Genomic DNA, 22,799 nt, shown 5'->3' with positions numbered 1-22,799 from the left:
GGCGTGCTACTTTGGTGGTCGACCACGGGACATCGTGGTGCAACCTTTCACCACCGGGAGACGAGAGATATGGGCTACCCACTTCACAAGGGCAATTCGTTGCGGGGGCCGTTTCAGCCGATGCGTTTCGAGGCGACGGTCGAGGAGTGCATTGTGACGTCGGGGGAGATTCCGCGGGAGTTGTCGGGTGGTTTTTATCGGTCGGGTCCGACGTGGCGTCGTCCGTCGAAGCAGGGTACGACCCCGTTGATCAGTATGGACGGGATGGTGCAGGGTCTGGTTTTGGACAATGGTCGGGCGGATTTCCGGAATCGGTGGATTCGGACGCCGAAGTTCGTGGCGGAGGAGCGGGCGGGGCGGGGGTTGTTCGAGTGGACCGATGGGGGGTTCGGGGATTGGCGTGATCACGCGTACGGCGATGTCAAGCGTGATGAGTTCACGGTGGGGGTTCCGCAGGGTACGAACAACATCAATATTTTCCCGTTCGCGGGGGAGGTGCTGGCGTCGGGTGAGCAGGGTGGGCCGCCGATCGCGTTGGATCCGATCACCCTGCAGACGCGGGGGATCGTGAATTGGTCGAGTAAGTTGTCGGCGGGTCTGCACGCGAAGTCGTCGTTCGGGGATGCCTCGTTCACGGCGCATCCGAAGTGGGATCACGACACCGGGACGTTGTATGGGTGGAATTGGCGGGACGAGGCGCCGTTCGTGACGATCCATATCGTGCACCCGGACGGTGCGGTGGAGTCGCGGGATCTCGAGGATGCCCCGTATAACACGGTGGCGCATGATATTTGGTTGACGCCGGAGTGGATCGTGATGCCGTTTCAGCCGTTCACGGCGGATCGGAAGCAGATCACCGAGCGCAAGTTGGGGATCTGGGGGTGGGATGCGTCGTTGCCGATCGTGATCGCGTTGATTCCGCGGCACGATCTGCAGGGGCCGGTGCGGTGGATCAACACGGATCTGCCGGCGGAGTATGTGATGCACACCTTGTCGGCGAATGTCGAGGGTGATCTGTTGATGTTGGATGCGCCGATCTTCAACCGGCCGCCGTTCCCGTTCGCGGAGGATTTCGCGGAGGGCGAGGATGTGGCGTTGTTCTTCTCGGTGTCGCGGAGTTTTCTGGGGCGGTGGACGATCGATCTGAAGACGGGGGCGGCGAAGACGGAGCAGCTGTCGGATCGGCCGTCGGAGTTGCCGAAGGTCGACGAGCGGTTCTACGGCAAGGGGTACACGTTCGGGTTCCAGGTCGGTGGGGTGGTCAAGCGTAACGGGATGTCGATGAACAGCCTGGTCGTGACGAATGTGAAGACGATGGCCGAGCAGGTGTATCAGATCCGGTCGACGGAGGCGGCGGCGGTGTTGGAGGCGACGTTCGCGCCGCGGACCCCGACCTCGCCGGAGGGGGATGGGTTCATCATCGTGCCGGTGTCGTGGTGGGCGGAGCGGCGGGGTGAGTATCTGATTTTCGATACCTACGACATCACCGCGGGCCCGGTCGCGCGGATCGAGATTCCGTTCCTGATGGGCTGGACCCCGCACGGACACTGGATGGACTTCCGCTGACCGAAGCGGTTGACCCGTCCGTCCCGGCCGCCGGTGATGCACTCGTTGCATCCGGCGGCCGGACCTCTGCCTGCCAGCACCGAGTTCCTCAAGCACCCTTCACAGCGTCGACAGCGCGATCGCCGGCCAACGCCGTCAGTGATGCTCTGGCCATGTGATGAAGCATGCCGGCGATATCTGACGGACGCTTGGCCCCTTCCCTGCGGGAGGTATCCGACGAGATCAGGCCGTGCACCGCACGCACCGCCGCCGCGAGTTCTTCCCTCGCATGGCCCGGATAGTTCGCGTCGAGAGCTCGAATCCAGCGGTCGATGTACATCTTCTGGCGCCTCATGATGTTCGCTCGGTAGACCTGCGACAGCGTCGCCTGCTCACGGTTCCAGATCGTGGTGAGCTCCGGATTTCCGATCGAGAACTCGACATGCGCGGCGATCAGGCGTTCCAGTTCGTCTTCCGGAGAGTCGATCGGTTCCCCGATCCGGATCAGCAGCGCGTCGAGGAGACGGTCGAAGAGCGCGGCAAGCACCTCGTCCTTACTGGAGAAGTGGCGGTAGACGGCCGAGCCGGTGATGCCGGCAGCCGCGGCGATGGCATCGACGCCCACTCCGTCGAAACTCCGCTCGGAGAACAGTCGGGTCGCCGCACTGAGGATCTGATCTTCTCTGGACATACCTGGATTCTAGGCGCCTGAGTGGTGGAAACGAATTCCCACCTGTAGACGACACGCAACCCATCTTCCTGCAAGATTGCTGCCGAGACGCGGCCGAATGATAAAAACGATCGTTTCCATTCAGCAGGTTACCGGTGACGACCCCCGACAGATATCCTGAGTGAACGCCGTCGAGAGGTGTGTGCACCGTGTATCGCCAGTGGTCGTGCCGTCGGAGCCCCGCACGCGAGAACTACCGCGTGACGAACCGAGTGTGACGTCCGATGGGCCAAAACGATCCGCTCGATACCCAGCGATACCGGGCCGGCTCCGTCACCGAAGAGCTGACCGCCACCGGTTTTACCGGCGCAGAGGAAATCGGGCGCGGCGGCTTCGGCGTCGTCTACCGCTGCACCCAGGCGAACCTCGATCGCACGGTGGCGGTGAAGGTGCTCACCACCGAGATCGACGAGGAGAACAGAGCCCGATTCTTCCGGGAACAACGGGCGATGGGCAGGCTGACCGGGCACCCGAACATCGTCAACATTCTGCAGGTAGGGGCCACCGACAGCGGTCTCCCCTACATCGTGATGCCGTATCACCCGCAGGATTCCCTCGACGCACAGATCCGCCGCCGCGGGCCGTTGCCGTTGACCGAGGCACTGCACCTGGGGGTCAAGATCGCCGGCGCCGCGGAGACGGCGCACCGGCTCGGAATCCTGCACCGGGACATCAAACCCGCGAACATCCTGCTCACCGATTACGGCGAACCCGCGCTGACCGACTTCGGCATCGCGCACATCACCGGCGGCTTCCACACCGCCACCGGGACAGTGGCCGGGTCGCCGGCCTACACCGCACCGGAGGCGCTCCGAGGCGATCCACCGAGCCCGGCCGCCGACGTTTACGGCCTCGGCGCCACCCTGTTCAGCGCCCTCACCGGTCACGCCGCGTTCGAACGTCGCACCGGGGAACAGGTGGTTGCGCAGTTCCTGCGGATCACCACGCAGCCGGTCCCCGACCTGCGCGAGCACGGGATCCCCGAGGACGTGTCCGCGGCGATCGGACGCGCGATGTCGGGCGCGCCGGACGAGCGTCCGGCCACCGCCGAAGACTTCGGAGAGGAACTGCGGCAGATTCAGCGTCGCCACGACTTCGCTGTCGACGAGATGGCGCTGCACGCGAACCCGGCGGCGAACGAAACCGGTCGGCAGGCGGCGCAGGGCAGTCGACACCGTGCCACGGCGCCCAGCCCACGAGGCGTGACCGGGAACCTACCCCTGGACCTGACGAGTTTCGTGGGCCGCCGGCACGAACTCACCGAGGCGAAAAACCTGCTCGCCGGGTCCCGGCTCGTGACATTGACCGGGATCGGCGGGGTCGGAAAGACGCGGCTGGCGATGCGGGTCGCGGCGACCGTGCAACGCGAATACGCCGACGGTGCGCGCCTGATCGAATTGGCCGAGCTGCGCGAAGAGTCGCTGCTGGTCGACGCGGTGGCCGCCGCCGTGGGCATGCGGGACCATTCGGCGCGGCCGCTGCGCGAGGTCCTCGTGGAACATCTGGCGGCGCGGGAACTGCTGCTGGTGCTCGACAACTGCGAGCACCTGGTCGACGCCGTAGCGGAGCTGACCGACACCCTGTTGCGAGTGTGCCCGGCACTGCGGATTCTGGCCACCAGCCGCGAACCCCTCGGCATCGGCGGGGAGACGGTGCAGCGGGTCCCACCGCTGGCCGTGCCGGATCCCGGCCGGCAGCCCTCGGTGCGGGGTCTACCCAAATACGATGCGGTGACCCTGTTCGCCGACCGCGCCGCCGCCGCCGTCCCCGGGTTCGCGCTCACCGAGGACAACGCGGCGGCGGTGGCGGGGATCTGCCACCGCCTCGACGGGCTGCCGCTGCCCATCGAACTGGCCGCCGCCCGGCTGCGAGCGATGTCGCCCGAGCAGATTTTGCAGCGACTGACCGAGCGCTACACACTCCTGACCCACGGCAGCCGCAATGCCCCGACGCGGCAACAGACCCTGCGGTTGTCCGTGGACTGGAGTTTCGAACTGTGCACCACCCGTGAGCAACTGGTGTGGGGACGGTTGGCGGTCTTCGCCGGCAGCTTCGAACTCGATGCCGCAGAGCAGGTCTGTGGCGCCGGCCTCGGCCCGGACGAACTGCTCGACACGCTGACGTCCCTGGCCGACAAGTCGATCCTGATCCGGGAGGAACACGAATCGGTGGTGCGGTTCCGGATGCTCGAGACCCTCCGCGAATACGGCTACGAGAAACTGGAGCAGACCGGCGAGGACCTCGCTCTGCGTCGCCGTCACCGGGATTGGTACGAGGCGCTGGCGCTCGACGCCGAGGCCGAATGGATCAGCGCCCGACAGCTGGACTGGATCAGCCGCCTGAAGCGGGAACAACCGAATCTCCGGGAGGCCCTCGAATTCAGCGTGTCCGACAGCCCCGACGCGGGACTTCGCATTTCCGCTGCGCTCCTGTTGTTCTGGGCGTCGCAGGGTCTCTACAACGAGGGACGGCGCTGGCTCGATCGCCTGCTGACCCAGCAGGACGGTCACCCGACCCTCGAACGGATCAAGGCCCTGTATGCCGGCATCGTCCTCGCCGAAGTGCAGGGCGACCTCGAGTCCGCAGTCGCGTCGATGGAGGAGGGACGCGCGGTTGCCGCGCAGACCAGCGACCGCTTGATTCTCGCTCTCATCGCCTACTCCGACGGCACCCTCGCCCTGTATCGCGGTGATCTCGCCCGCGCGTGCCCCTTCCTCGAGGACGCCCTCGCGGAGTTCGACAGGCAGGCGAACCGCACCCTGCGGACGAGTGCGCTGTACACGCTGGCACTCGCATACGGGCTGCGCGGTGAGACGGAGCGCGCGACCGAGTGCCATGAGCGGCTGCTCGCGACCACCGAGGCGTGTGGCGAGTCGATGTTTCGATCGTATTCGCAGTGGTCCATGGCAGTCGTCAAGTGGCGCAAGGGTGATGCCGACGGTGCCGTGCGGCTGCTCGAGCACGCGCTGCAGATCACCCGGCGGGTGCACAGCCCCCGCATCACCGCGTCCTGCCTCGAAGCTCTGGCCTGGATCGCCGGCGAACGCCGCGACTGGGCACGTGCGGCGGTTCTGATGGGCGCAGCCGAGGAATTGGGGCGGTCGGTGGACAGCGTCGCCGTCATGTATTCGAACATGCTCGTCTACCACGACACGTGCGAGCAGCAAACGCGGCGGGCGCTCGGCGAAAGAGCATTCACCGCAGCGCGCCGGAGCGGGCAGCACCTGGATTTCGATGCGGCGGTCGCGTACGCCCTCGACGAGCAACCGCCGGCCTCCCCCGCTCCCGCCGGTGCGCCGGTGAGACTCACCAAACGGGAACGACAGGTCGCCGGCCTCGTCGCCGAGGGCCTCACCAACCAGGCGATCGCCAACCGTCTGGTGATCTCGCCCCGCACCGCCCAGGGCCACGTCGAGCACATCCTGTCGAAACTGGGCTTCACTTCCCGCACGCAGATCGCCGCGTGGGTGGTGGAATCGCACGCCCAGGACGACCGACCCGTCCCCCCACCGTGACGCCTTTCGCGGCAGTCGTGGATCAGGACAGGTCGGTGATGACCAGGCGAGCGGAGGACGAATCCGCGAGCGCCTCGTAGCCCTCGTTGATTTCGTGCAGTGAGATCTCCTTGGACACCAGGTCGTCGAGATTCATCCGTCCCTGCAGGTACAGCGAGGCGTACAGCGGAATGTCTCGCTTGAGGTTCGACGACCCCATCCAGACACCGTGAACGTGGATCTGTCTGGTCAACATCGTCACGCTGTCGATTTCCAGGCGGGCGTCGTTGGCACCCAGGCCGACGAGGTACAAACCGCCGCCCTTGGCCAGCATCTCCAACGCCTGCCGGGTGACGGAACTGATACCGACGAAGTCGAAGACATGGTCGGCGCCGTGCCCGGTGATCCTGAGGACTTCGGCCACCGGATCGGTCGTGGACGAGTTGACGGTGTGGGTGGCACCGAACGCGCGTGCGCGTTCCAGCTTGGCGTCCTGCACGTCGACGACGATGATCGTGGCGGCCCCGGCGATCCTCGCGCCGCTCACCCCGTTCATGCCGACGCCACCGGCGCCGATGATGACAACCGTCTCACCGATCTGCACGTCGGCGGTGTTGAGTACGGCGCCGGCTCCGGTCAAGACACCGCATCCCAGGAGGGCGGCTGGGGCGAACGGCATCTCCTCGGGCACGACCGCGAGCTGGTTTTCGTGGACCAGCGCCTGCTGCGCGAATCCGCCGAGCCCGTTCATCTGACCGATCGGCTTCGCCTCGGTGCCGAGGCGCGGCGGTTCGCCTGCTTCCCGCAGCGTCGCGTCGGTACGCAGACAGCGATAGGTCTTGCCGGACAGGCAGTTGACGCACGTGGCACAGAACTGCAGAAGGCTGGCGACTACGTGGTCGCCGACCCGGATGTCGGTGACGTCGGGGCCGACGGCGCTGACCACGCCGGCCAGTTCGTGTCCGAGCACGATGGGGAAATCGTAGCCGAGACCCATGGTCGCAATGCTGTGATCCGAATGGCACAGTCCCGACGCCTTGACCTCGACCAGTACTTCGCGGCCGAGCGGCGCAGCGATCTCGATGTCGCGCACCGTGAACCCGCGGCCGAGTTCCTCGACGATGGATGCTTTCATGTCCTCTTCCTCAGTTCATTGGGTCGTGCAGATCTCGATCAAGGTCCGTGACGACAGGGCTGCTTCGAGCAAGAACGATCGTGATCGGCTCGAACAGTTCGCCGGGTGGGTTACGGGTGGCGTCGACCATCGTGCACCGCTGCGGTGTTTCTCGTTCCGCGGCCGGGAACTTCAGATGGATGTTCTCGACTCCCCACGCCAGACCGAGGTGCTCGTGGGGTTCCTTGCCGGGCAGCCGTTCGAACTTCGGGATGCGGCGCCGAAGTTCGGTGAACGCGATCTTCAGTTCCAGCCGGGCCAGGTTCAGGCCGAGGCAGCGGTGCGGACCGATCCCGAAGGCAAGGTGAGGCCGTGCGTCACGGTCGAATCGCACCTCGTCCGGGTCGGGATAGTACTTCGGGTCGCGGTTCGCCGCAGCCACGGGAAAATGCACCCGCTCGCCCCTGGGGATCGTGACCCCGCCGACCTCGACCGAGTCGTCGACGATGGTCCGGGTCGGCACGGGAGGCGCCGTCCAGCGCAGCAACTCCTCGATGGCGGCGTTTCACGCTCCCCGAGAACGAGTTTCAGGATTGCGCGCGGACGAGCTCGCTCTCGCTTCCGCCCTCTTCCTCCGCACCGGGCGGTGTCGGTGATTGCTGAATCTGGCGCCACGGCACGAACACGGCGAGAGCAGCACCGAAGAAAGCGGCCACGGTGGGCAGGAGGAACGCGAGTGTCACGCCAGTACTCGTCGAGAAGACTTCACCGTCCGCAACCAACGCGACGTTCGAGTTCAGAACGGCGTACGCGACGGCGGGCAGTGCGGCGGCACCGGTCAGGGTGAAGACGTTCACGAGGCCGGCGATCGACGCTTGCTGCTCGGCGGGTACCGCGGCAACGATCAGATTCGGCACCGAGGCCAGAATGATGCCCTGGCCGTAGCCCGCGATGAAGCTGAACAGGAGAAGCAGGGCGAATTGCTGGTGGGACAGCGTGATCAGAAGGGCACCGAGACCGGCGATCATCAGACCTGCTCCCATCAAACGGCGGGCAGGAATGCCGCTCACCAGCTTCGCGACGGTGATGCCACCGACCATGTTGGCGAAGCCGTAGACGGCGAGCACCGGGGCGAACCCGAACCCGTCGAGTCCCAGGCCGTACCCCAGGCCCAGCACCGCCGGGGTCATGCACACCATCGGCAGAAGCACGAAGAGGGCTTGTGCGCAGGCATACCCGCAGCTCGCGGTCACGGCGGTCAAGGTCACTGCGCGCTTGCGGAACAGTCGCAGATCGACGAGCGGATCCGCGAATCTGTTCGCCGACACCACCCAGGCGGTGAGCGCGACGATCCCGATGACGAACCCCGCGAGCGTTCCCTTCGCAGTCCAGCCCCACGTCGGCCCGAACGTCACCCCGATGAGGATGCCGGCCAGCCCGATTCCGAGCAGTGCTGCTCCGACGAAGTCCAGTCGCGATCGCACCCGCACCCGCGTCTCGGCGGTACTCGCCGTGATGAAGCCGGCCAGGACTACGAGGGCGCACGCGGTCATCCAGTAGATCGCGCGCAGGCCCCAGAGCTCGAGGATCCACGCGGTCAGATAGGGCGACGCGGTGGTGAAGATGCTCAGCCCGGCCATCGACAAGCTCATCGCGACAGCAACCTTGTTGCGCGGAAACACGTCCCGGATCAGGGAATAGACGAGGAAGAGGGTGGTCCCTATCAACCCTTGCAGGACGCGTCCCAGCACGAACAGAAAGTAGGACGGCGCAAGCGCGGAGACCACGGAACCCACGGTCGCCACGAGCATGACCAGCAGAAGCAGCTTGCGCTTGCCGTACATGTCCGCCAGCTTGCCGACGAGCGGCGACAGGACAGCACCACTGAGCAGCGTCGCTGCCACGGCCCAGGCGCCCTGCGCAGTGTGGAAGTGCTGCGAGATGGCGGGGATGGCGAACGCGGTCATGGCGCTGGACGACGCGGTGACTTCGAGGAGCAGGCACAGCGAGATCAGCGAAATGATCAGACGCGGAGTCCAACTCGCAGGGGGTACCCCGTCAGCGGCGTGCGGCGCCGGTACCCTCTCGTCGGCAGGGGTGTTCATGATTGTTCCGGTTCCCTTCTCAGCAAGAAACAGTGCCCTGTGGATGGCCGGCTCAGGAGTCCTGCGACTCGAACGTCACTTTCAGCTGTGTGTACTCGTGAAGACCCTCGAGGCCGTTCTCCATCCCCAGACCGCTCCATTTGGCGCCCCCGACGGGGATGTTCGGCGCTGCGATCGAATGCGCATTGACGAAGACCGTGCCGGATTCGAGGCGGCGGCCGATTGCGCGTGCGCGGTCGACATCGCGGCCCCAGACCGATGCGCCGAGGCCGAACTTCGACGAGTTCACGTCATCGATGACAGCATCCAGATCGGTGTAGCGGACGAGTGGAAGCACGGGTCCGAACTGTTCCTCCTGCACGATCCGGCTGTCCGGGGCAACGTCGACCAGAACCGTGGGCGGCAGGAAGTAGCCCGGTCCGGCGGGCGGCTCGCCACCGGCGATCGCTTTCGCTCCGTGGGAAATCGCGTCGTCGAGCAGTTCCAGCACACGCTCGTATTGGGGGCGATTGTTGATCGGCCCGAGATCCGTACCTTCGACCATGCCGGGCCCGACCCGCACGCCACGAGCGAGTCCGGACAGCAGTTCTGCCATGCGGTCGAAATGCGCTGCAGGCACATAGATTCGCTTGATGCAGCCGCAGAGCTGACCGTTGTTGGCGAAGCTCAACGTGAACAGCTTCTCGGCGATGGCTTCGGGGTCGACATCGTCGAGCAGGATCGCCGGATCGTTGCCGCCGAGTTCGAGCGTGATGCGCTTCAGATCGTCCGCGGCCGATCGGGCCACCGCCTTGCCCGTCGCCACCGAACCGGTGAAGCTCACCTTCGCAGGTATCGAATGCGTGGTCATTCGGGCGCCGAGCGAATCACCGCCCGAGACCACGTTGACGACGCCAGGCGGGAGCACGTCGGCAATCAAGGCACCGAATCTCAACGTGGAGACAGGCGTGTACGGCGACGGCTTCAGCACCACCGTGTTGCCGGTCCTGAGCGCCGGGCCCAGCTTCCAGCATGCAAGTGTCACAGGGAAGTTCCACGGAGTGATCGCCGCAACCACGCCCAGGGGCCGGCGCTCGGCGCTGACCGCGAAGCCCGCGCAGTCGTCCGGCACCGAACTCTCGGGCACCGGCATCTCGGCGAACTGTTCCAGCCACATCGCCGACAGCTGGATCTCCATCCGTGAATCTGCGCGGGACTTACCCTGTTCCCGGGTGAGGAGTTCGGACAGTTCGTCCTCGTTGCGGCGCAGGGCATCCGCGGCCGAACGCAGTCCCTTCCTTCTCGCCTCCTCGTCCCGCCCCCAGGCGGGCTGAGCTTCCGCGGCAGCGGCGAAGGCCTCGTCGAGCTGAGCATCGGAGCACTCGGGTACGACGGCCCACACCTCCTCGGTCGCGGGATCGAGCACACCCACGGTGGAGTCACTCGTCACGCGCCTACCGTTGATGACCATTTCAGCGGCGAAATGCTCAGCCATTACCCGGCTCCTCCTTCTGCAGGTGATCTCACATTCCTGCGATTGCTGCGTCTTACCGGCGAAGACAGGACTTACGCATCGTCGTCCGCTTCACCCGTAAGTCCCTGAGGCTGCCGAGACCAGCCGCCGCATCGTGATGTCCCTCACTCTAATCCGGACTACCAGATTATTACAAGACGCCTTGTCGCAAATTAATTTCAGCGGAAGGCGACCGGAAGCGTCGTCCGGCCACGCAGCTCGAAGCTGGTGTTCCACTCGGCCTCGCCCGCTCGCCGAAGGTTCGGAAAACGTGAAAGCAGCTTGGTGAACGCGATCTCGGTTTCCAGTCGCGCGAGTGCTGCACCAATGCATACATGGATACCGATCCCGACTCCCAGGTGCCGGTTGGGCTTGCGATCGATCCGGAACTCCTCCGGATCCGCGAACTGCAACGGATCTCGGTTCGCCGCCGGCATCAGCGGGATGACGGCCTCGCCGGCCTTGATGAGCTGGCCACCGAGCACCGTGTCCTTGATCGCCGTGCGCCCGGTGAACTGCACCGGGCCGACATAGCGCAGGCACTCTTGCACGGCCGAAGTCGCGAGGTCGGGGTCGTTGCGGAGCCACTCCATGTCCTCGGGACGGTCAAGCAGTACATCGAGGCCGTTACCGATGAGGTTCACGGTCGTGATGTGACCCGCCTCCATCATGAGGTGGATGGTGTCGATCATCTCGGCATGCGTCAGGTTGTCCTCCTGCTGTGACACCAACAGGGAGCTGATGAGGTCCTCGCCTGGCTGCTTCCTCTTCTTCTCGATCACGTCCTCGACGAAATCGCGCAGGCGGCGCCCGTGGGCAGCGGTGCGCTCCAGCGTCTCTTTGGTCGCATTGGGGTCGTGCGCGGGGCTTCCCTTGTCCGCCAGAGCCAGCGCCAAGAACTCGTCCTGGTCCTCATGGGGCACCCCCAGGAGTTCACCGATCGCGTAGACCGGCAGCGGGTAGGCGTAGTCGGCGATGGCGTCCATGCCCTCGTTGCCTTCGACCTGGTTCAGCAGTCGGTCAGCGATGTCCTCCACACGATCCTTGAGCCGCTTGAGACCGCGCGTCGAGAAGGCTGGCGCCGAGCCCTTGCGTAGACGTGTATGTTCGGGCGGCTCGGTCGTCACCATCGTCGGGCCCTTGAACGCCTGGTACCGCTCGCCATCCACCGGCCGCTCGGTCATGTGCGGCTTGTCGATGTTGTACTGGGCAGAGGAGAAGTTCTCGTGATCCCGCAGCACCAGGGCGACGTCGTCATACCGCGTCGCGAACCACAACCCGCGCTTCGTGTTCCAGTGCATCGGTTCGGTCTCGCGCATCATCGTGTAGACGGCGATCGGATCGTCGACATGCGCAGGATCCCAGGGGTCGAAGCCGGACAGCAGGCTGCCGACCTTGGACGACAGAATGTCGGTCATTGATGTTCCTCTCGGTTAGAAAGATCCGCGCGGTACGGGTTCCGGCCCGATGCGCCGAGACCGCCGAGCAGTCATCAACGTAATGGAGCCAGATTTCTAGGTGAGTGTGCGCCCGCATCGAGCTGCTGCGCTCAGCCGTGATCATATTCGAGTCGTTCGAGACGAGGAAGACAACCAGAGGGCGATGTCCTCGACGTCGCACGACGGTCAGATGGGACCGCAGTGGCTATGGAAAGGCTCCCGCGTGAAGTTCTGGTTGACGGTCTGCGTCTCACCCGCTCCTTATCACCTGATACCGGAGGTCTTGTAGGTAGATACGAGATCCACACCGGCGAGGCCGTATGCGTCACACTCTAACGAGTCGGGCCTGATAATTGCAAGACTGACAGTCGCAAATCTCCTGGATGGGCTTTCTTTCAATTGATTGCGACATAAGCTCCCATCACCGTCTTTACGGCCCTTCAAGGAAGCGCGGAGCCGGACCCGAGATGACTTCATGCGCCCGTCGTACGCACGATCCGGGTGTGGTGTCGCCAGGTGGGGAGGCGCCGACGGATCGCTGATGGAACACGGCCGGCGCGAGACTCCGACCGGACCGGAGCCGACCCCGAACAATATATAGACAATGAGGATCAAAATACGGCACAATCGCGGCAATCGAAGAGCGCGACACCGCAGTCGGCAGTCCAACCACGACGCGGTACCGCTCCCACCGTTCCAGAGAGGTCCCGCCGTGGCTTTCGTGATCACCCAATCATGTTGCAACGATGCGTCTTGCGTGTCGGTCTGCCCCGTCAATTGCATCCACCCGACACCGGACGAGGCACCCTTCGCGACGACCGAGATGCTTTACGTCGACGCCGACACGTGTATCGACTGCGGTGCGTGCGCCGACGAGTGCCCCACCGACGCCATCTACGCCGACCACGAACTCACCGAGGACCAGGAGCCGTACCAGCAGCTCGCCACCGAGTACTATGAGCGGTACCCCATCGGGCCGGAGTGGCCGACTGGCCGGGACCACGTCAACGCCCCCGTAGATCTGGGTACTCTGCGAGTCGCCATCGTCGGCTCGGGCCCTTCTGCCTGCTACGCGGCCCTCGACCTGACGTCCCGCGCCCGTGTGGAGGTGAGCATGTTCGACCGCCTCCCCACCCCGTACGGGCTGGTCCGCAGCGGCGTCGCCCCGGACCACACCAGCACCAAGGCTGTGGGCGACCTGTTTCGCCGCGCGCTCGGCCACAAGAACACGGAGTGCCACTTCGGGGTCGAGATCGGCACCGATCTCACCCATGCCGAGTTGCTAGCCAACCACCACGCCGTCATCTACGCCGTCGGCGCCGCAGGTGACAGGCGCGCGGGTATCGAGGGCGAGGACCTGCCGGGTTCCCACGCAGCCACCGAGTTCGTCGCCTGGTACAACGGTCATCCCGACTATGCGGACCGGGTGTTCGACCTGTCCGGTGAGCGTGCCGTGATCATTGGCCACGGCAATGTCGCCCTCGATATCGCGCGGATCCTCGTAACCGATCCCAAACACCTGGCCCGGAGTGAGATTGCGGAACACGCCGTGGCCGCGCTACGCGGCTCCGCGATCCGTGAGGTTGTCATCGTTGGGCGACGAGGTGCGGTGCAGGCCGCTTTCACGACACCCGAACTCATGGCCCTCGGCAACCTCGACGGCGTCGACATCGTCGTCGAAGACAACGAACTCGCCCTCGATCCATCCACGCAGGCGGCGCACGACGACCCGGACACCGAACCCCGGATCCGCTGGAAAGTAGGCCAACTCGAGAAGTTCGCGCAGCAGCCGGTCACACCGGGCAACAAACGTATCGTGCTCCGCTTTCTCTCGTCCCCGATCGAGCTCACGGGGAACGGGAAGGTGGAGGCGATCACCCTGGAACGCACCGCACTCATGACAGTGGACGGTCGGGCAGTGGCGTCGGGCACCGGCGTGCTGGAGACTCTCGAGACCGGTCTCGTCCTGCGTTCTATTGGGTACCGGGGGAAATCGATCCCCGACCTGCCGTTCGACGACCGCCGCGGCACGATCCCCAACGATGGCGGCCGTGTAGTCGACCCCGCCACTGGCAATCCCGTAACCGGGGTGTACACCGCCGGCTGGATCAAGCGCGGTCCGAGCGGCGTGATCGGCACGAACCGACTGTGTTCGGAACAGACCGTGGACGGCCTGATCGAGGACTTCGTCGCGGGCCGTCTCATGCCGCCGGTCGGCGGGCGGGAGAAGCTTGCCGCACTCGTCGCGGAACGCGCTCCGCAGTACGTCGACTATGAGGGCTGGCAGCGGATCGACGAGCGCGAACGCGCCGCGGGCCGGACCGACGGCCGGCCGCGCACCAAGTTCGTCACCACTGCCGACCTGCTGCGGGCCTCGATACCCCCAGCCTGACAGCACCGATGGTCGATGTGTTCCGTCGGTCGTACCCTCACCGATGTGGACGCGTGTTCGAACACGATCCGACCAGGAAGCATTGTCGCCCGGATCGTGCATGACGAGGCCCGCCGGTGCGACCATCACGGGCGTGCCCACCCGCATCGCGGTCGTGTTCGCCCTCACCAGCAGCTGCGCCCGGCGGCCTCTGCCGCCGCCGTTCGTGGTGATGGTCCACACCTCCCGATCGTCGACCGGTGGGCGACCGCCGCCTTGGGCGGGTGGCGAACCGCGTACTCCGCGGCTCAGCGATCTCCCACAATGCATCCGGTACCAAACTGCGAAGAAAGCTCATGCATCACGAGTCACATCAATCACATGAGCCACGCGCCGATGGAGACGGCCTCACCCGGGCGCGCTATAGGTGAGGACTGAAACGCCAGCCGTGTCGTAGATCGACCCACCATGCAGCCCCGGATTCGAGCAAGTGATGCGGTTGCGGCGCACCTGGTTTCGGTTTATTGATGCGGGTTAGTCATGTTCGCCGACAACCGCATGTGCCACCGCGCCGATTCGCGGACATCGCGACCGAGCGGTCCCACCGCGGGGCCACCGGCCTGGCCAGCTGTCGGTCCCATCGCCCCGGTGCACCCTGAGGTCTACACGTCTGGATTGTTGTCGCCCCTGCCCCGCGAACGGTCGCGGGCTGGTGCACATAGCCGCGGTTGAGCCGGCTTGCTGTCAGCGCGGGCCAGACAGTCCTCACCGAAGACGTGTTGACTACGAAGTTATTCAAATTCGTCCGCGCGATTCCAACCCGACAATGCCCCTTTGGCCATGCGCTGGAGCACGCCCGAGATGCCCGAAGGACGCGTGATTCCCTCGGGACGGGAGTGTCCGACGAGATCAGGCCATGCACTGCGCGAACTGCCGCCGCGAGTTCTTCTCGCGCATGGCCGGGATAGTTGGCATCAAGCGCGCGGATCCAACGATCGATGGATGTACCTGCGCTTACGCCTCGTGATGTTGGCGCGGTACACCTGCGACAACGTCGCCTGCTCACGGTTCCAGTTGGTTGCGAGCTCGGGATTGTCGATCGAGAATTCCACATGTGCGGCGATCAGGCCTTCGAAATCCGCCTCGGGGGGAATCAATCGGTTCGCCGATCCGAATCAGCAGAGCATCGAGGAGGCGATAGACGAGCGCGGCGAGGACCTCGTCCTTACTGGAGAAATGGCGGTAGACAGCAGAACCGGTGATACCCGCAGCCGCGGCGATCGCATCGACGCCGACGACATCGAAACTCCGCCCGGAGAACGGCAGGGTCACCGCAGGACGACGAAGACGATCGTCTCCAGGTCCGGTGATCGGAAAACGTGGGGCAACGTCGGGTCGACCGTTTGACCGCACGCGGGCTGGGACTCCTCTAGCCGGTGACGAGACCCCACAGGCCGTCGCGCCCGGCGGCGAGCGCAGCGTCGGTCAACTTGTCGTCCCAGTACTGGACGGAACCGAATTCCGACCGCCAGGCCAGTGCCGGCTTGGTGAACTCGTGCAGTCGGTGCTCGCGGGTCGTGCCGATCGCTCCGTGCACCTGATGGGCGTTGCGCACGACGACCGACGCCGCGTGCCCGGCGCACGACCGGGCGACCGCAATGGAGAACTCGAGATCCGTTGCCGCCCACTGCGTACGCACCGCCACGGCGAGCGCGGCCTCGGTGGCGGCCCGGGCCAGCGCAGCCTCCGCGGCGATGTCGGCCACCAGGTTCTGCACCGCCTGGAACTTGGCGAGTGGACGACCGAACTGCGACCGTTCACTCGCATGCGACACCGACAGGTCGACGATGCGGTCGAGCGCGGCACACGTCTGCAGAGCCCGGACCAGCGCCCCGCGCAGGAAGAACTGCCGAACGATCGACTCGTCGACGGCGGTGCCCGACAGCGCCGTCAGGTCGATGCGCACGGTGTCACGGGGCTCCTCGGCCAGGTTGACACCCTCGGTGATCTCGAAGGCGCTCGTCGCGAGATCGGCTACGCGGTAGGTGTTTCCGTCGTTCCATACGGTGACGATCCGCTCGGCCTCGCGTGCCCACGGCACACTCGACGCAGCACCGTAGGCGCCCAGCACGGCCACTGTGCGCCGCGCCGTGCCGACCGGCAGTCCGGCCGTCTCGAGGAGCCACCCGGCGAGGAGGTCGTGTTCGGCGACGGGCACCCGGACGCCGTTCCAGACCGCGGCCTGGACCAGTTCGGCCGCCTCGAGCCAGCTTCCGCCGCTCCCGCCCGTGGCCTCGGAGCCGGTGAGGCGGACCAGGCCCAGTTCGTCGAGCTGCGCCCAGAGCGTCGTGTTCCAGGGTGCCGCGCCGATCGCCGGTTCGTGTTGCTGCCGGTGCCGCGCGAAGACCGCGGACATCATGTCGACCAGATCGGTGTCGATCGTCGTTGCGGTGGTCATCAGCGCATCCCCAATCCTCGTGCGATCACGCCGCGCAGAACTTCGTTGGTGCCGCCACGGAGCGTGAATCCCGGACGTTGGACGACGGCGCTCTCGAGCATCGCCGCGTAATCCGCCTGCTCGGCGGACGGGTCGCCGGTGAGCAGATCGGCGAAATCGGCGATGTCGCCCTCGGTGGAGGTTCCCAAGACCTTGACGACCGCCGCCGCGGTATCCGCCGGCTCGTGTCGTCCGAGTGCTCCGGCCACGGCCGTCGACATCTGGTGCAACCCGGCGATCCGCGCCACATACCGGCCCACGTCGGTGTGCCGGGGCAACGCCTCACGGCGCATCTGCTCGGCGGACTCCGCGAGCAGAGGAAACGTCGACAGGAAGCGTTCCGGCCCGCTGCGTTCGAAACTCAGCTCGGACGTGACCTGCTGCCATCCGTTGCCGATGGTGCCGAACACCATGTCGTCGGGGACGAATACGTCGTCGAGGATGACCTCGTTGAAATGGTGCCCGCCGTTCATCGAGACGATCGGGCGGACGTCGACGCCCGGAGAATGCAGGTCGACGATGAACTGGCTGAGACCGTCGTGCCGGTGCGCAGGATCGACCGGGGCGGTTCGTGCCAGGCAGATGAACATGTGCGCGCGGTGCGCACCCGAGGTCCACACCTTCGTTCCGGTGACGGACCATCCCCCGTCGACGCGGGTGGCCTTGGTGCGGACGCTGGCGAGGTCGGAGCCGGAGTCCGGTTCGCTCATGCCGATTCCGAAGTAGCAGTCGCCGCTCGCGATGGCGGGCAGGAACCTGTGCTTCTGGACCTCGGTGCCGTACTTCAGCAACGAGGGGACGATCTGCCGGTCGGCGATCCAGTGCGCGGACACCGGCATTCCGGCCGCGAGGAGTTCCTCGGTGACGACGAATCGCTCCAGGTGGCTGCGGCTGTGGCCGCCGTACTCGCTCGGCACGGTCATGCCGAGCCAGCCGCGGGCCGCGAGCGCCCGGGTGAAGTCCTCGTCCCACCCGGTCAGCCAGCAGTCGACCTGCCGGTGGACGCGACCGTCGGCGATGTACTCGGCCACGAAGTCGCGGACCTCGCGGCGCAACTCGTCCAAGGCGTGCGGATCGTCCGACACCGGGGGAACCAATCGAGAAGTGTTCATGTGCAGGCTTTCGGGATCGGGAAGCGTGGGCGCGGGCGGTGACCCGCCGGAATCGAGGTACTCAGGAACCGACTTCGACAATCACCGCCGAGGCCATCCCACCACCGGCACACATCGCGGCAACGCCGGTGCCACCACCGCGGCGCCCGAGTTCGTGGACGATGGTCGTCAGCATGCGCGCGCCGGTCGCCGCCACGGGGTGCCCGAGGGAACACCCGCTGCCGAACGGGTTGACGCGGTCCTCGTCGAGATTCAGCGCGCGGCAGGCCGCGATCGGAACCGACGCGAACGCCTCGTTGATCTCCCACAGGTCGATATCGGTGACCGACATGCCTGTGCGGGACAGTGCCTTCCGGATCGCGTCGACCGCGGCGAGTCCGGTGCGCACGGGGTCGACACCCACCGAAGCGCCGCCCCGGATCGTCGCGAGAGCCGGTAGTCCGTCGGCGTCGACGACATCCGAGGAGGTGATCATGAGCGCGGCAGCGGCGTCGTTGATCCCGCTGGCGTTGCCTGCGGTGACACTGAAACCGGGGATCTCGGGGTGCAGGACCCGCAGGGACGCGAGTTTCGCGGCGTCGGTCGTGGCGCGCGGGTGCTCATCCGTATCGAATACTTGTATCGCGCCGTCCGCTGCGGGCACCGACAGCGGCACGATCTCGTCGGCGAACACGCCCTTCTCGATCGCCGCCAGGGCGCGTCGATGTGAGCGCAATGCCCACGCGTCCTGGTCCTCGCGCGAAATTCCGCTGAGGCGCGCTGCATTCCAGCCCACGGTGACGGACATGTCGTCGGCGGGCGCGTCGAGGGTCGGCCGATGCGACTGGAACAGCCACGCGGTGTCCGGGTCCTCACGGAGCCGCAGAATAGGTGCGGTGGAGGAGGATTGGACGCCGCCGGCGATGATCGACCGCTCGCCGCCCCCGCGCACACCGGCCGCGGCGAGGAGTACGCTGCTGAGCCCGCCGGCACAGTGCCGGTTCACGGCCAGGCCCGGCACGTGCGTCAGGCCGGCCTCGATCGCTGAGAATCGTGCGATATCGCCCCCGCCGTAGAGTGATTCGGCAAGGATGACGTCGTCGACCAGATCGGGTGCGACGCCCGATTCCTTCAGTGCCGCCGTGATGACCGGGACGGTCAGTACGTCGGGCTGGGTGTGTGCCAGGCTGCCCTTGAACGCCGTCCCGATTGCGGTGCGGACGGCGGAGGTGACGATGGCCTCGACCATGAGGACTCCTTCGTGTCGGTGATGTCTGATCCCGGCGCGACGGGCAGAACGATCGTTCCTCGATCGGCACCGGGAATTGCAGGATCTAGAGGTCCAGGATCAACCGGGGGGTGCACGAACGCCCGACGCAGATCATCATCGTTTCGTTCGCCTCGCGCTCCTCGTCCGACAGCACGGAGTCGCGGTGCTCGGGAACCCCACCGAGAACACGTGTTTCACACGTTCCGCAAAATCCTTCCTCACACGACGCGGGCGCGTCAGGGATCACCCCACGCACCGCTTCGAGGATCGTGACGTCCTCCGTGACGTGCAAGGTCGTACCGGTTCGCTCGAGCACGACCTCGAAGGAGGTGTTGTCCCCCGTCTCGGCCGGTTCGCTCGACGCGCCGAACCGTTCGAAGTGCAGCGACGCACCGCGCCCAGCCTCCGTGCACACGTCCTCGAGCGCCCGGAGCAAGCCCTCCGGCCCGCACGCGTAGATCAGGGCATCGGGATTCGTCGCCGCGACCTCGGCTGCCAGGTCCGGCAGCCCGCGCTCGTCGTGCGCGACGATGTCGACCGACTCCGCACCGAAACCGGTGGCCCGCTCCACGAACGCCATCGACGAACGACTGCGTCCGCCGTACACGAGCCGCCACGTCGCGCCCTGCTCGGCTGCGGCGCGAATCATCGGGAGGATCGGCGTGATCCCCACTCCCCCGGCGACGAACAGGTACGAAGGCGCGGGACGCAGCTCGAAGTGGTTACGCCGATCGCGCGCCACGAGCACGTCGCCGACCTGGACAGACGCGTGCAGTTCGATCGAGCCGCCGCGGGATTCGGGTTCCCGCAGCACCGCGATCTCATACGCGGATCCGTCGGCGGGATCGCCGCACAGCGAGTACTGCCGGATCAGGCCCGACGGCAGGACCAGGTCCAGATGGGAACCCGGCGCCCACGCCGGCAGTGCGGTGCCGTCCTCGGCGGCGAGCCGGAATCCGCGGACGCAATCCGATACGTCGACTGCGTCCACGACCCGCAGTCGCAGCGATTCTTCGTTCACGTCGTCCCCGCTTTCGCCCGCGGTGCTCTCGAATCGGGTCTGTGCCTCGTCGATGGTCATTGCTCGCCTGCCCAGGAAATGATCTCGTCGGCGGTCTGCCGCCGGGTGCGGAAGCCGTTCACCGGATCGGAGGTGTCGGCGTACCCGAACGAGATGCCGAGCAGAATCATCCGCTCCTCCGGAATGTCGAAGAAGTCCCGGATGAACGGGGCCTGGCTGGCCATGGCGGCCTGGGGAACGGCCCCGATCCCGCGGGCCTGTGCAGCGAGGAGGAAGCTCTGCACGAACAGTCCGCAGTCCACCGCGCCGTAGATGCCGAGGTTGCGCTCGGTGGTCACGATCGCGACGTGCGGAGCCCCGAACAGCGAGAAGTTCTCGAACATCTGCCGGTGGGAAGCGACGCGGTCACCCTTGGCGATGCCGACGCTCTCGTAGAGCTGGAACCCGCACTCGCGGCGGCGCGCCAGGTACTCCCCCTCGTAGGCCGCCGGAAACGCAAAATCGGGGTCGTCCTCGAACTTCTCACCGACGTGCTCACTGAGCCCCTTGCGGAACCGTTCGGTCTCCTCGCCCTCGGTGACGATCACGTTCCACGGTTGCGTGTTGCACCAGGACGGGGCGTGGCTCGCGTCCGCGACGAGCGACCGGATGACGTCACGGTCGACGGGTTCCGGCCGGTAGCTGCGGCAGCTACGGCGCTCCGTGAGCAGGGTGGCGAGGACGTCGGCAGGCGTCGAGTTGATCAGGTCCATGGAGGGTTCCCACATTCGGTCGGACTCTCGGGAGAGTCGGTGTCGTGTTCGGCGGTTCAGCCGGCGGAGCCGGCGAGGGCACGACGGTCGTACAGTGCCCGGATCTCTTCCTGGTAGCGGTCGGCGACACCCTTGCGGCGGATCTTGAGCGTCGAGGTGACCTCGTTTCCGCCCGGTGCCCACGTGTCGGTGACGATGTGGAACGTCTTGATCTGCTCGACGCGTGAGAGCCCCTGGTTCGCCGTCTCGACGTCCTCCGCGACGACGGCGAGAATCCGCGCGTCGGTGGCCAACTCCTCCAGCGGAGCGGGTTCGATGCCGTTGTCGGCGCAGTATGTGGCGAGAGCGTCCGGGTCCAGTGTCAGCAACGCCACGATGTAGGGCCTGCCCTCGCCGATCGCGACCGCGGTCGACAGCAACCGGCCGTGCTTGCGGAGTTCACCCTCGATCAGAACCGGCGACATGTTCTTGCCTGCCGCGTTGATGATGAGTTCCTTCTTGCGGCCGACGATCGTCAGATAGCCGTCGGTGTCCCGCGTGGCGATGTCACCGGTGTGCAGCCAGCCGTCGCTGTCGATCGCCTCGGCGGTGGCCTCCGGCATGTCGCGGTAGCCGACCATGACACCGGGCCCCTTGACGAGGATCTCGCCGTCGTCGGCGAGGCGGACCTCCTGCCCGTCGAGGGGGACGCCGATCGTTCCGAAGCGCACACCGTCCGGTGGGTTCGTGGTGCACACACCACCGTTCTCCGACATGCCGTACGACTCACCCAGCGGAACGCCGACGGAGTGGAAGAACTCCATCAGTTCCCGTGCCACGGGGGCGCCACCGATGATCGCGGCCGCGATCCGGTCCAGGCCGACCAGCGCTCGGATGTCGCGCATGACGGCGATGTCCGCCTCGTTCGGCTTCTCGCCCCGCCGGACGAGTTCGAGACCCTGCTCGAGGGCGGAGGTCAGCTCCGCACGGCGGGCCGGATCACTCTGCGCGGCAATCTCGGCCTGGATGCGCGACCTCAGCTTCTCCCACATGCGTGGTGGGGAGAAGAACAGACCCGGGCGGACTTTCAGCATGCCGTCGAGGACCTCGGAATGGTCGGTGAGCAGCGTCATCTGGAAGCCGCGCAGAATCTGTCCGTAGTGGTCCATGTTCCGCGCGGCGATGTGTGCCATCGGCAGGTACGACATCTGCGCGGAGCCGAACGGCAGACCCATCCGCTCCATGTAGGTGCCGACCGCCCACAGGATGTTGCCGTGCGTGAGCTGGACGCCCTTCGACACACCGGTCGTCCCGGACGTGTAGATCATCGTCGCGAGGGCGGACGAGGGCACCTGCCGCCAGCGCGCCTCGAAGTCGAAGTCGGCGGGCGTCGCGGCGACGTGGTCGGCCCACGCGTGCCGGTCACCCGGGACCGCGTCGACGACCGTGACGTGCTCGATCAGGCCGGCGGCCTGCTCCGCCTGCTCGCTGTACGCGCGCTCGGTGACCAGGACCCGGGCACCGGAGTTGGTGAGCAGGTATTCGATGAACTGCGGCGGCGCGGTGTTGTAGACCGAGACCGTGCGGGCACCCAGGTGCAGCGCCGCGAGGTCGAACCAGTGGAACTCGGGGCGGGTGGAGAACAGGAGTGCCACGCAGTCACCCCGGCCCACTCCCATGGCCGCGAGTGCCCCTGCGGTTTCCTCGACCTTGCGGGCGTATTCACCCCAGGTGATGTCTGCGAACGACCCGTCGAACGACGTGAACGCAATCCGGTCCCGGTAGCGCGCGGCGCTGTCCTGGAAGCGGGCGCAGAGACTCGCCGGAGCGGAGTCCGCGGCGAGGACGGAACCTTCTCGACCACTATCAGCGTGCACTTCGGTCTCTCCTGTTCATTTC

16 protein-coding genes are annotated in these 22,799 nt (G+C 66.2%); 3 read left to right on the top strand and 13 right to left on the bottom strand.

The features are described from left to right. The first annotated feature begins 69 nt into the window (after positions 1-69). Positions 70-1,566, top strand: a complete 1,497-nt coding sequence (locus H0B43_RS21420; protein ID WP_213015211.1) for a carotenoid oxygenase family protein — start codon at positions 70-72, stop codon at positions 1,564-1,566. Between the two features lie 88 nt (positions 1,567-1,654). On the opposite strand, the gene H0B43_RS21415 is transcribed toward H0B43_RS21420, so the two are convergent. Then, the gene (locus tag H0B43_RS21415; RefSeq protein ID WP_185726112.1) at positions 1,655-2,236 is read right to left on the bottom strand and encodes a TetR/AcrR family transcriptional regulator; all 582 of its coding nucleotides are present in this window, start codon (positions 2,234-2,236) and stop codon (positions 1,655-1,657) included. 263 nt (positions 2,237-2,499) lie between these two features. Between H0B43_RS21415 and H0B43_RS21410 the strand changes: the two genes are divergently transcribed. Then, positions 2,500-5,790, top strand: coding sequence for a protein kinase domain-containing protein (locus H0B43_RS21410; RefSeq protein WP_185726113.1), 3,291 nt, complete (start codon positions 2,500-2,502; stop codon positions 5,788-5,790). A gap of 22 nt (positions 5,791-5,812) precedes the next feature. On the opposite strand, the gene H0B43_RS21405 is transcribed toward H0B43_RS21410, so the two are convergent. The 5 genes from H0B43_RS21405 to H0B43_RS21385 all read right to left on the bottom strand — a co-directional run bounded on the left by H0B43_RS21405 (position 5,813) and on the right by H0B43_RS21385 (position 11,898). Beyond that, positions 5,813-6,904, bottom strand: a complete 1,092-nt coding sequence (locus H0B43_RS21405) for a zinc-binding dehydrogenase (protein WP_185726114.1) — start codon at positions 6,902-6,904, stop codon at positions 5,813-5,815. A gap of 10 nt (positions 6,905-6,914) precedes the next feature. Beyond that, complete coding sequence (locus H0B43_RS21400) at positions 6,915-7,439, bottom strand: cytochrome P450 (RefSeq protein ID WP_312034005.1); 525 nt, start codon at positions 7,437-7,439, stop codon at positions 6,915-6,917. 31 nt (positions 7,440-7,470) lie between these two features. After that, the gene (locus H0B43_RS21395) at positions 7,471-8,988 is read right to left on the bottom strand and encodes an MFS transporter (RefSeq protein ID WP_213015210.1); all 1,518 of its coding nucleotides are present in this window, start codon (positions 8,986-8,988) and stop codon (positions 7,471-7,473) included. Positions 8,989-9,040: 52 nt separating this feature from the next. Further along, positions 9,041-10,462, bottom strand: coding sequence for an aldehyde dehydrogenase family protein (locus tag H0B43_RS21390; protein WP_185726116.1), 1,422 nt, complete (start codon positions 10,460-10,462; stop codon positions 9,041-9,043). A 197-nt stretch (positions 10,463-10,659) separates the two neighbouring features. Then, positions 10,660-11,898, bottom strand: a complete 1,239-nt coding sequence (locus H0B43_RS21385; RefSeq protein ID WP_185726117.1) for a cytochrome P450 — start codon at positions 11,896-11,898, stop codon at positions 10,660-10,662. A 733-nt stretch (positions 11,899-12,631) separates the two neighbouring features. Here H0B43_RS21385 and H0B43_RS21380 point away from each other — a divergent pair. Further along, positions 12,632-14,311, top strand: coding sequence for a 4Fe-4S binding protein (locus tag H0B43_RS21380; protein ID WP_312033679.1), 1,680 nt, complete (start codon positions 12,632-12,634; stop codon positions 14,309-14,311). Positions 14,312-15,352: 1,041 nt separating this feature from the next. On the opposite strand, the gene H0B43_RS41695 is transcribed toward H0B43_RS21380, so the two are convergent. From H0B43_RS41695 to H0B43_RS21345, 7 genes are all read right to left on the bottom strand, one after another. Then, positions 15,353-15,622, bottom strand: a complete 270-nt coding sequence (locus H0B43_RS41695) for a TetR family transcriptional regulator (protein ID WP_185726119.1) — start codon at positions 15,620-15,622, stop codon at positions 15,353-15,355. Positions 15,623-15,719: 97 nt separating this feature from the next. Continuing rightward, positions 15,720-16,748: an acyl-CoA dehydrogenase family protein gene (locus tag H0B43_RS21370; RefSeq protein ID WP_185726120.1), complete on the bottom strand. Its 1,029-nt coding sequence runs from the start codon at positions 16,746-16,748 to the stop codon at positions 15,720-15,722. Continuing rightward, positions 16,748-17,899, bottom strand: coding sequence for an acyl-CoA dehydrogenase family protein (locus H0B43_RS21365; RefSeq protein ID WP_185726121.1), 1,152 nt, complete (start codon positions 17,897-17,899; stop codon positions 16,748-16,750). The genes H0B43_RS21370 and H0B43_RS21365 overlap by 1 nt, the downstream gene beginning before the upstream one ends. 61 nt (positions 17,900-17,960) lie before the next feature. Next, entirely contained in the window at positions 17,961-19,127 is a 1,167-nt protein-coding gene (locus tag H0B43_RS21360) for a thiolase family protein (RefSeq protein ID WP_185726122.1), read from the bottom strand. Positions 19,128-19,212: 85 nt separating this feature from the next. Continuing rightward, positions 19,213-20,229 carry a PDR/VanB family oxidoreductase gene (locus H0B43_RS21355; RefSeq protein WP_185726123.1) on the bottom strand — a complete coding sequence of 339 codons (1,017 nt, stop codon included), beginning with the start codon at positions 20,227-20,229 and terminating at the stop codon, positions 19,213-19,215. Next, a complete protein-coding gene (locus H0B43_RS21350) occupies positions 20,226-20,936 on the bottom strand; it encodes a nitroreductase (protein ID WP_252189743.1) in 711 nt (236 codons plus the stop codon). The genes H0B43_RS21355 and H0B43_RS21350 overlap by 4 nt, the downstream gene beginning before the upstream one ends. 41 nt (positions 20,937-20,977) lie before the next feature. After that, positions 20,978-22,777 (bottom strand): long-chain fatty acid--CoA ligase, encoded by a 1,800-nt coding sequence (locus H0B43_RS21345; RefSeq protein WP_185726124.1) that lies wholly within the window; start codon positions 22,775-22,777, stop codon positions 20,978-20,980. Between the last annotated feature and the right edge of the window lie 22 nt (positions 22,778-22,799).

Origin of the sequence: Rhodococcus sp. 4CII (genome assembly GCF_014256275.1) — a bacterium.
GTDB classification, from domain to species: domain Bacteria; phylum Actinomycetota; class Actinomycetes; order Mycobacteriales; family Mycobacteriaceae; genus Rhodococcus_F; species Rhodococcus_F wratislaviensis_A.
Note: the sequence above shows the minus strand (reverse complement) of the source record. Positions and strands in the feature narration are given on the sequence as shown.

Bases quoted from the DNA above. Each gene is read 5' to 3' on its own strand.
- H0B43_RS21420 (WP_213015211.1), top strand. From the start codon at position 70: ATGGGCTACCCACTTCACAAGGGCAATTCGTTGCGGGGGCCGTTTCAG.
- H0B43_RS21415 (WP_185726112.1), bottom strand. From the start codon at position 2,236: ATGTCCAGAGAAGATCAGATCCTCAGTGCGGCGACCCGACTGTTCTCC.
- H0B43_RS21410 (WP_185726113.1), top strand. From the start codon at position 2,500: ATGGGCCAAAACGATCCGCTCGATACCCAGCGATACCGGGCCGGCTCC.
- H0B43_RS21405 (WP_185726114.1), bottom strand. From the start codon at position 6,904: ATGAAAGCATCCATCGTCGAGGAACTCGGCCGCGGGTTCACGGTGCGC.
- H0B43_RS21395 (WP_213015210.1), bottom strand. From the start codon at position 8,988: ATGAACACCCCTGCCGACGAGAGGGTACCGGCGCCGCACGCCGCTGAC.
- H0B43_RS21390 (WP_185726116.1), bottom strand. From the start codon at position 10,462: ATGGCTGAGCATTTCGCCGCTGAAATGGTCATCAACGGTAGGCGCGTG.
- H0B43_RS21385 (WP_185726117.1), bottom strand. From the start codon at position 11,898: ATGACCGACATTCTGTCGTCCAAGGTCGGCAGCCTGCTGTCCGGCTTC.
- H0B43_RS21370 (WP_185726120.1), bottom strand. From the start codon at position 16,748: ATGACCACCGCAACGACGATCGACACCGATCTGGTCGACATGATGTCC.
- H0B43_RS21365 (WP_185726121.1), bottom strand. From the start codon at position 17,899: ATGAACACTTCTCGATTGGTTCCCCCGGTGTCGGACGATCCGCACGCC.
- H0B43_RS21360 (WP_185726122.1), bottom strand. From the start codon at position 19,127: ATGGTCGAGGCCATCGTCACCTCCGCCGTCCGCACCGCAATCGGGACG.
- H0B43_RS21355 (WP_185726123.1), bottom strand. From the start codon at position 20,229: ATGACCATCGACGAGGCACAGACCCGATTCGAGAGCACCGCGGGCGAA.
- H0B43_RS21350 (WP_252189743.1), bottom strand. From the start codon at position 20,936: ATGTGGGAACCCTCCATGGACCTGATCAACTCGACGCCTGCCGACGTC.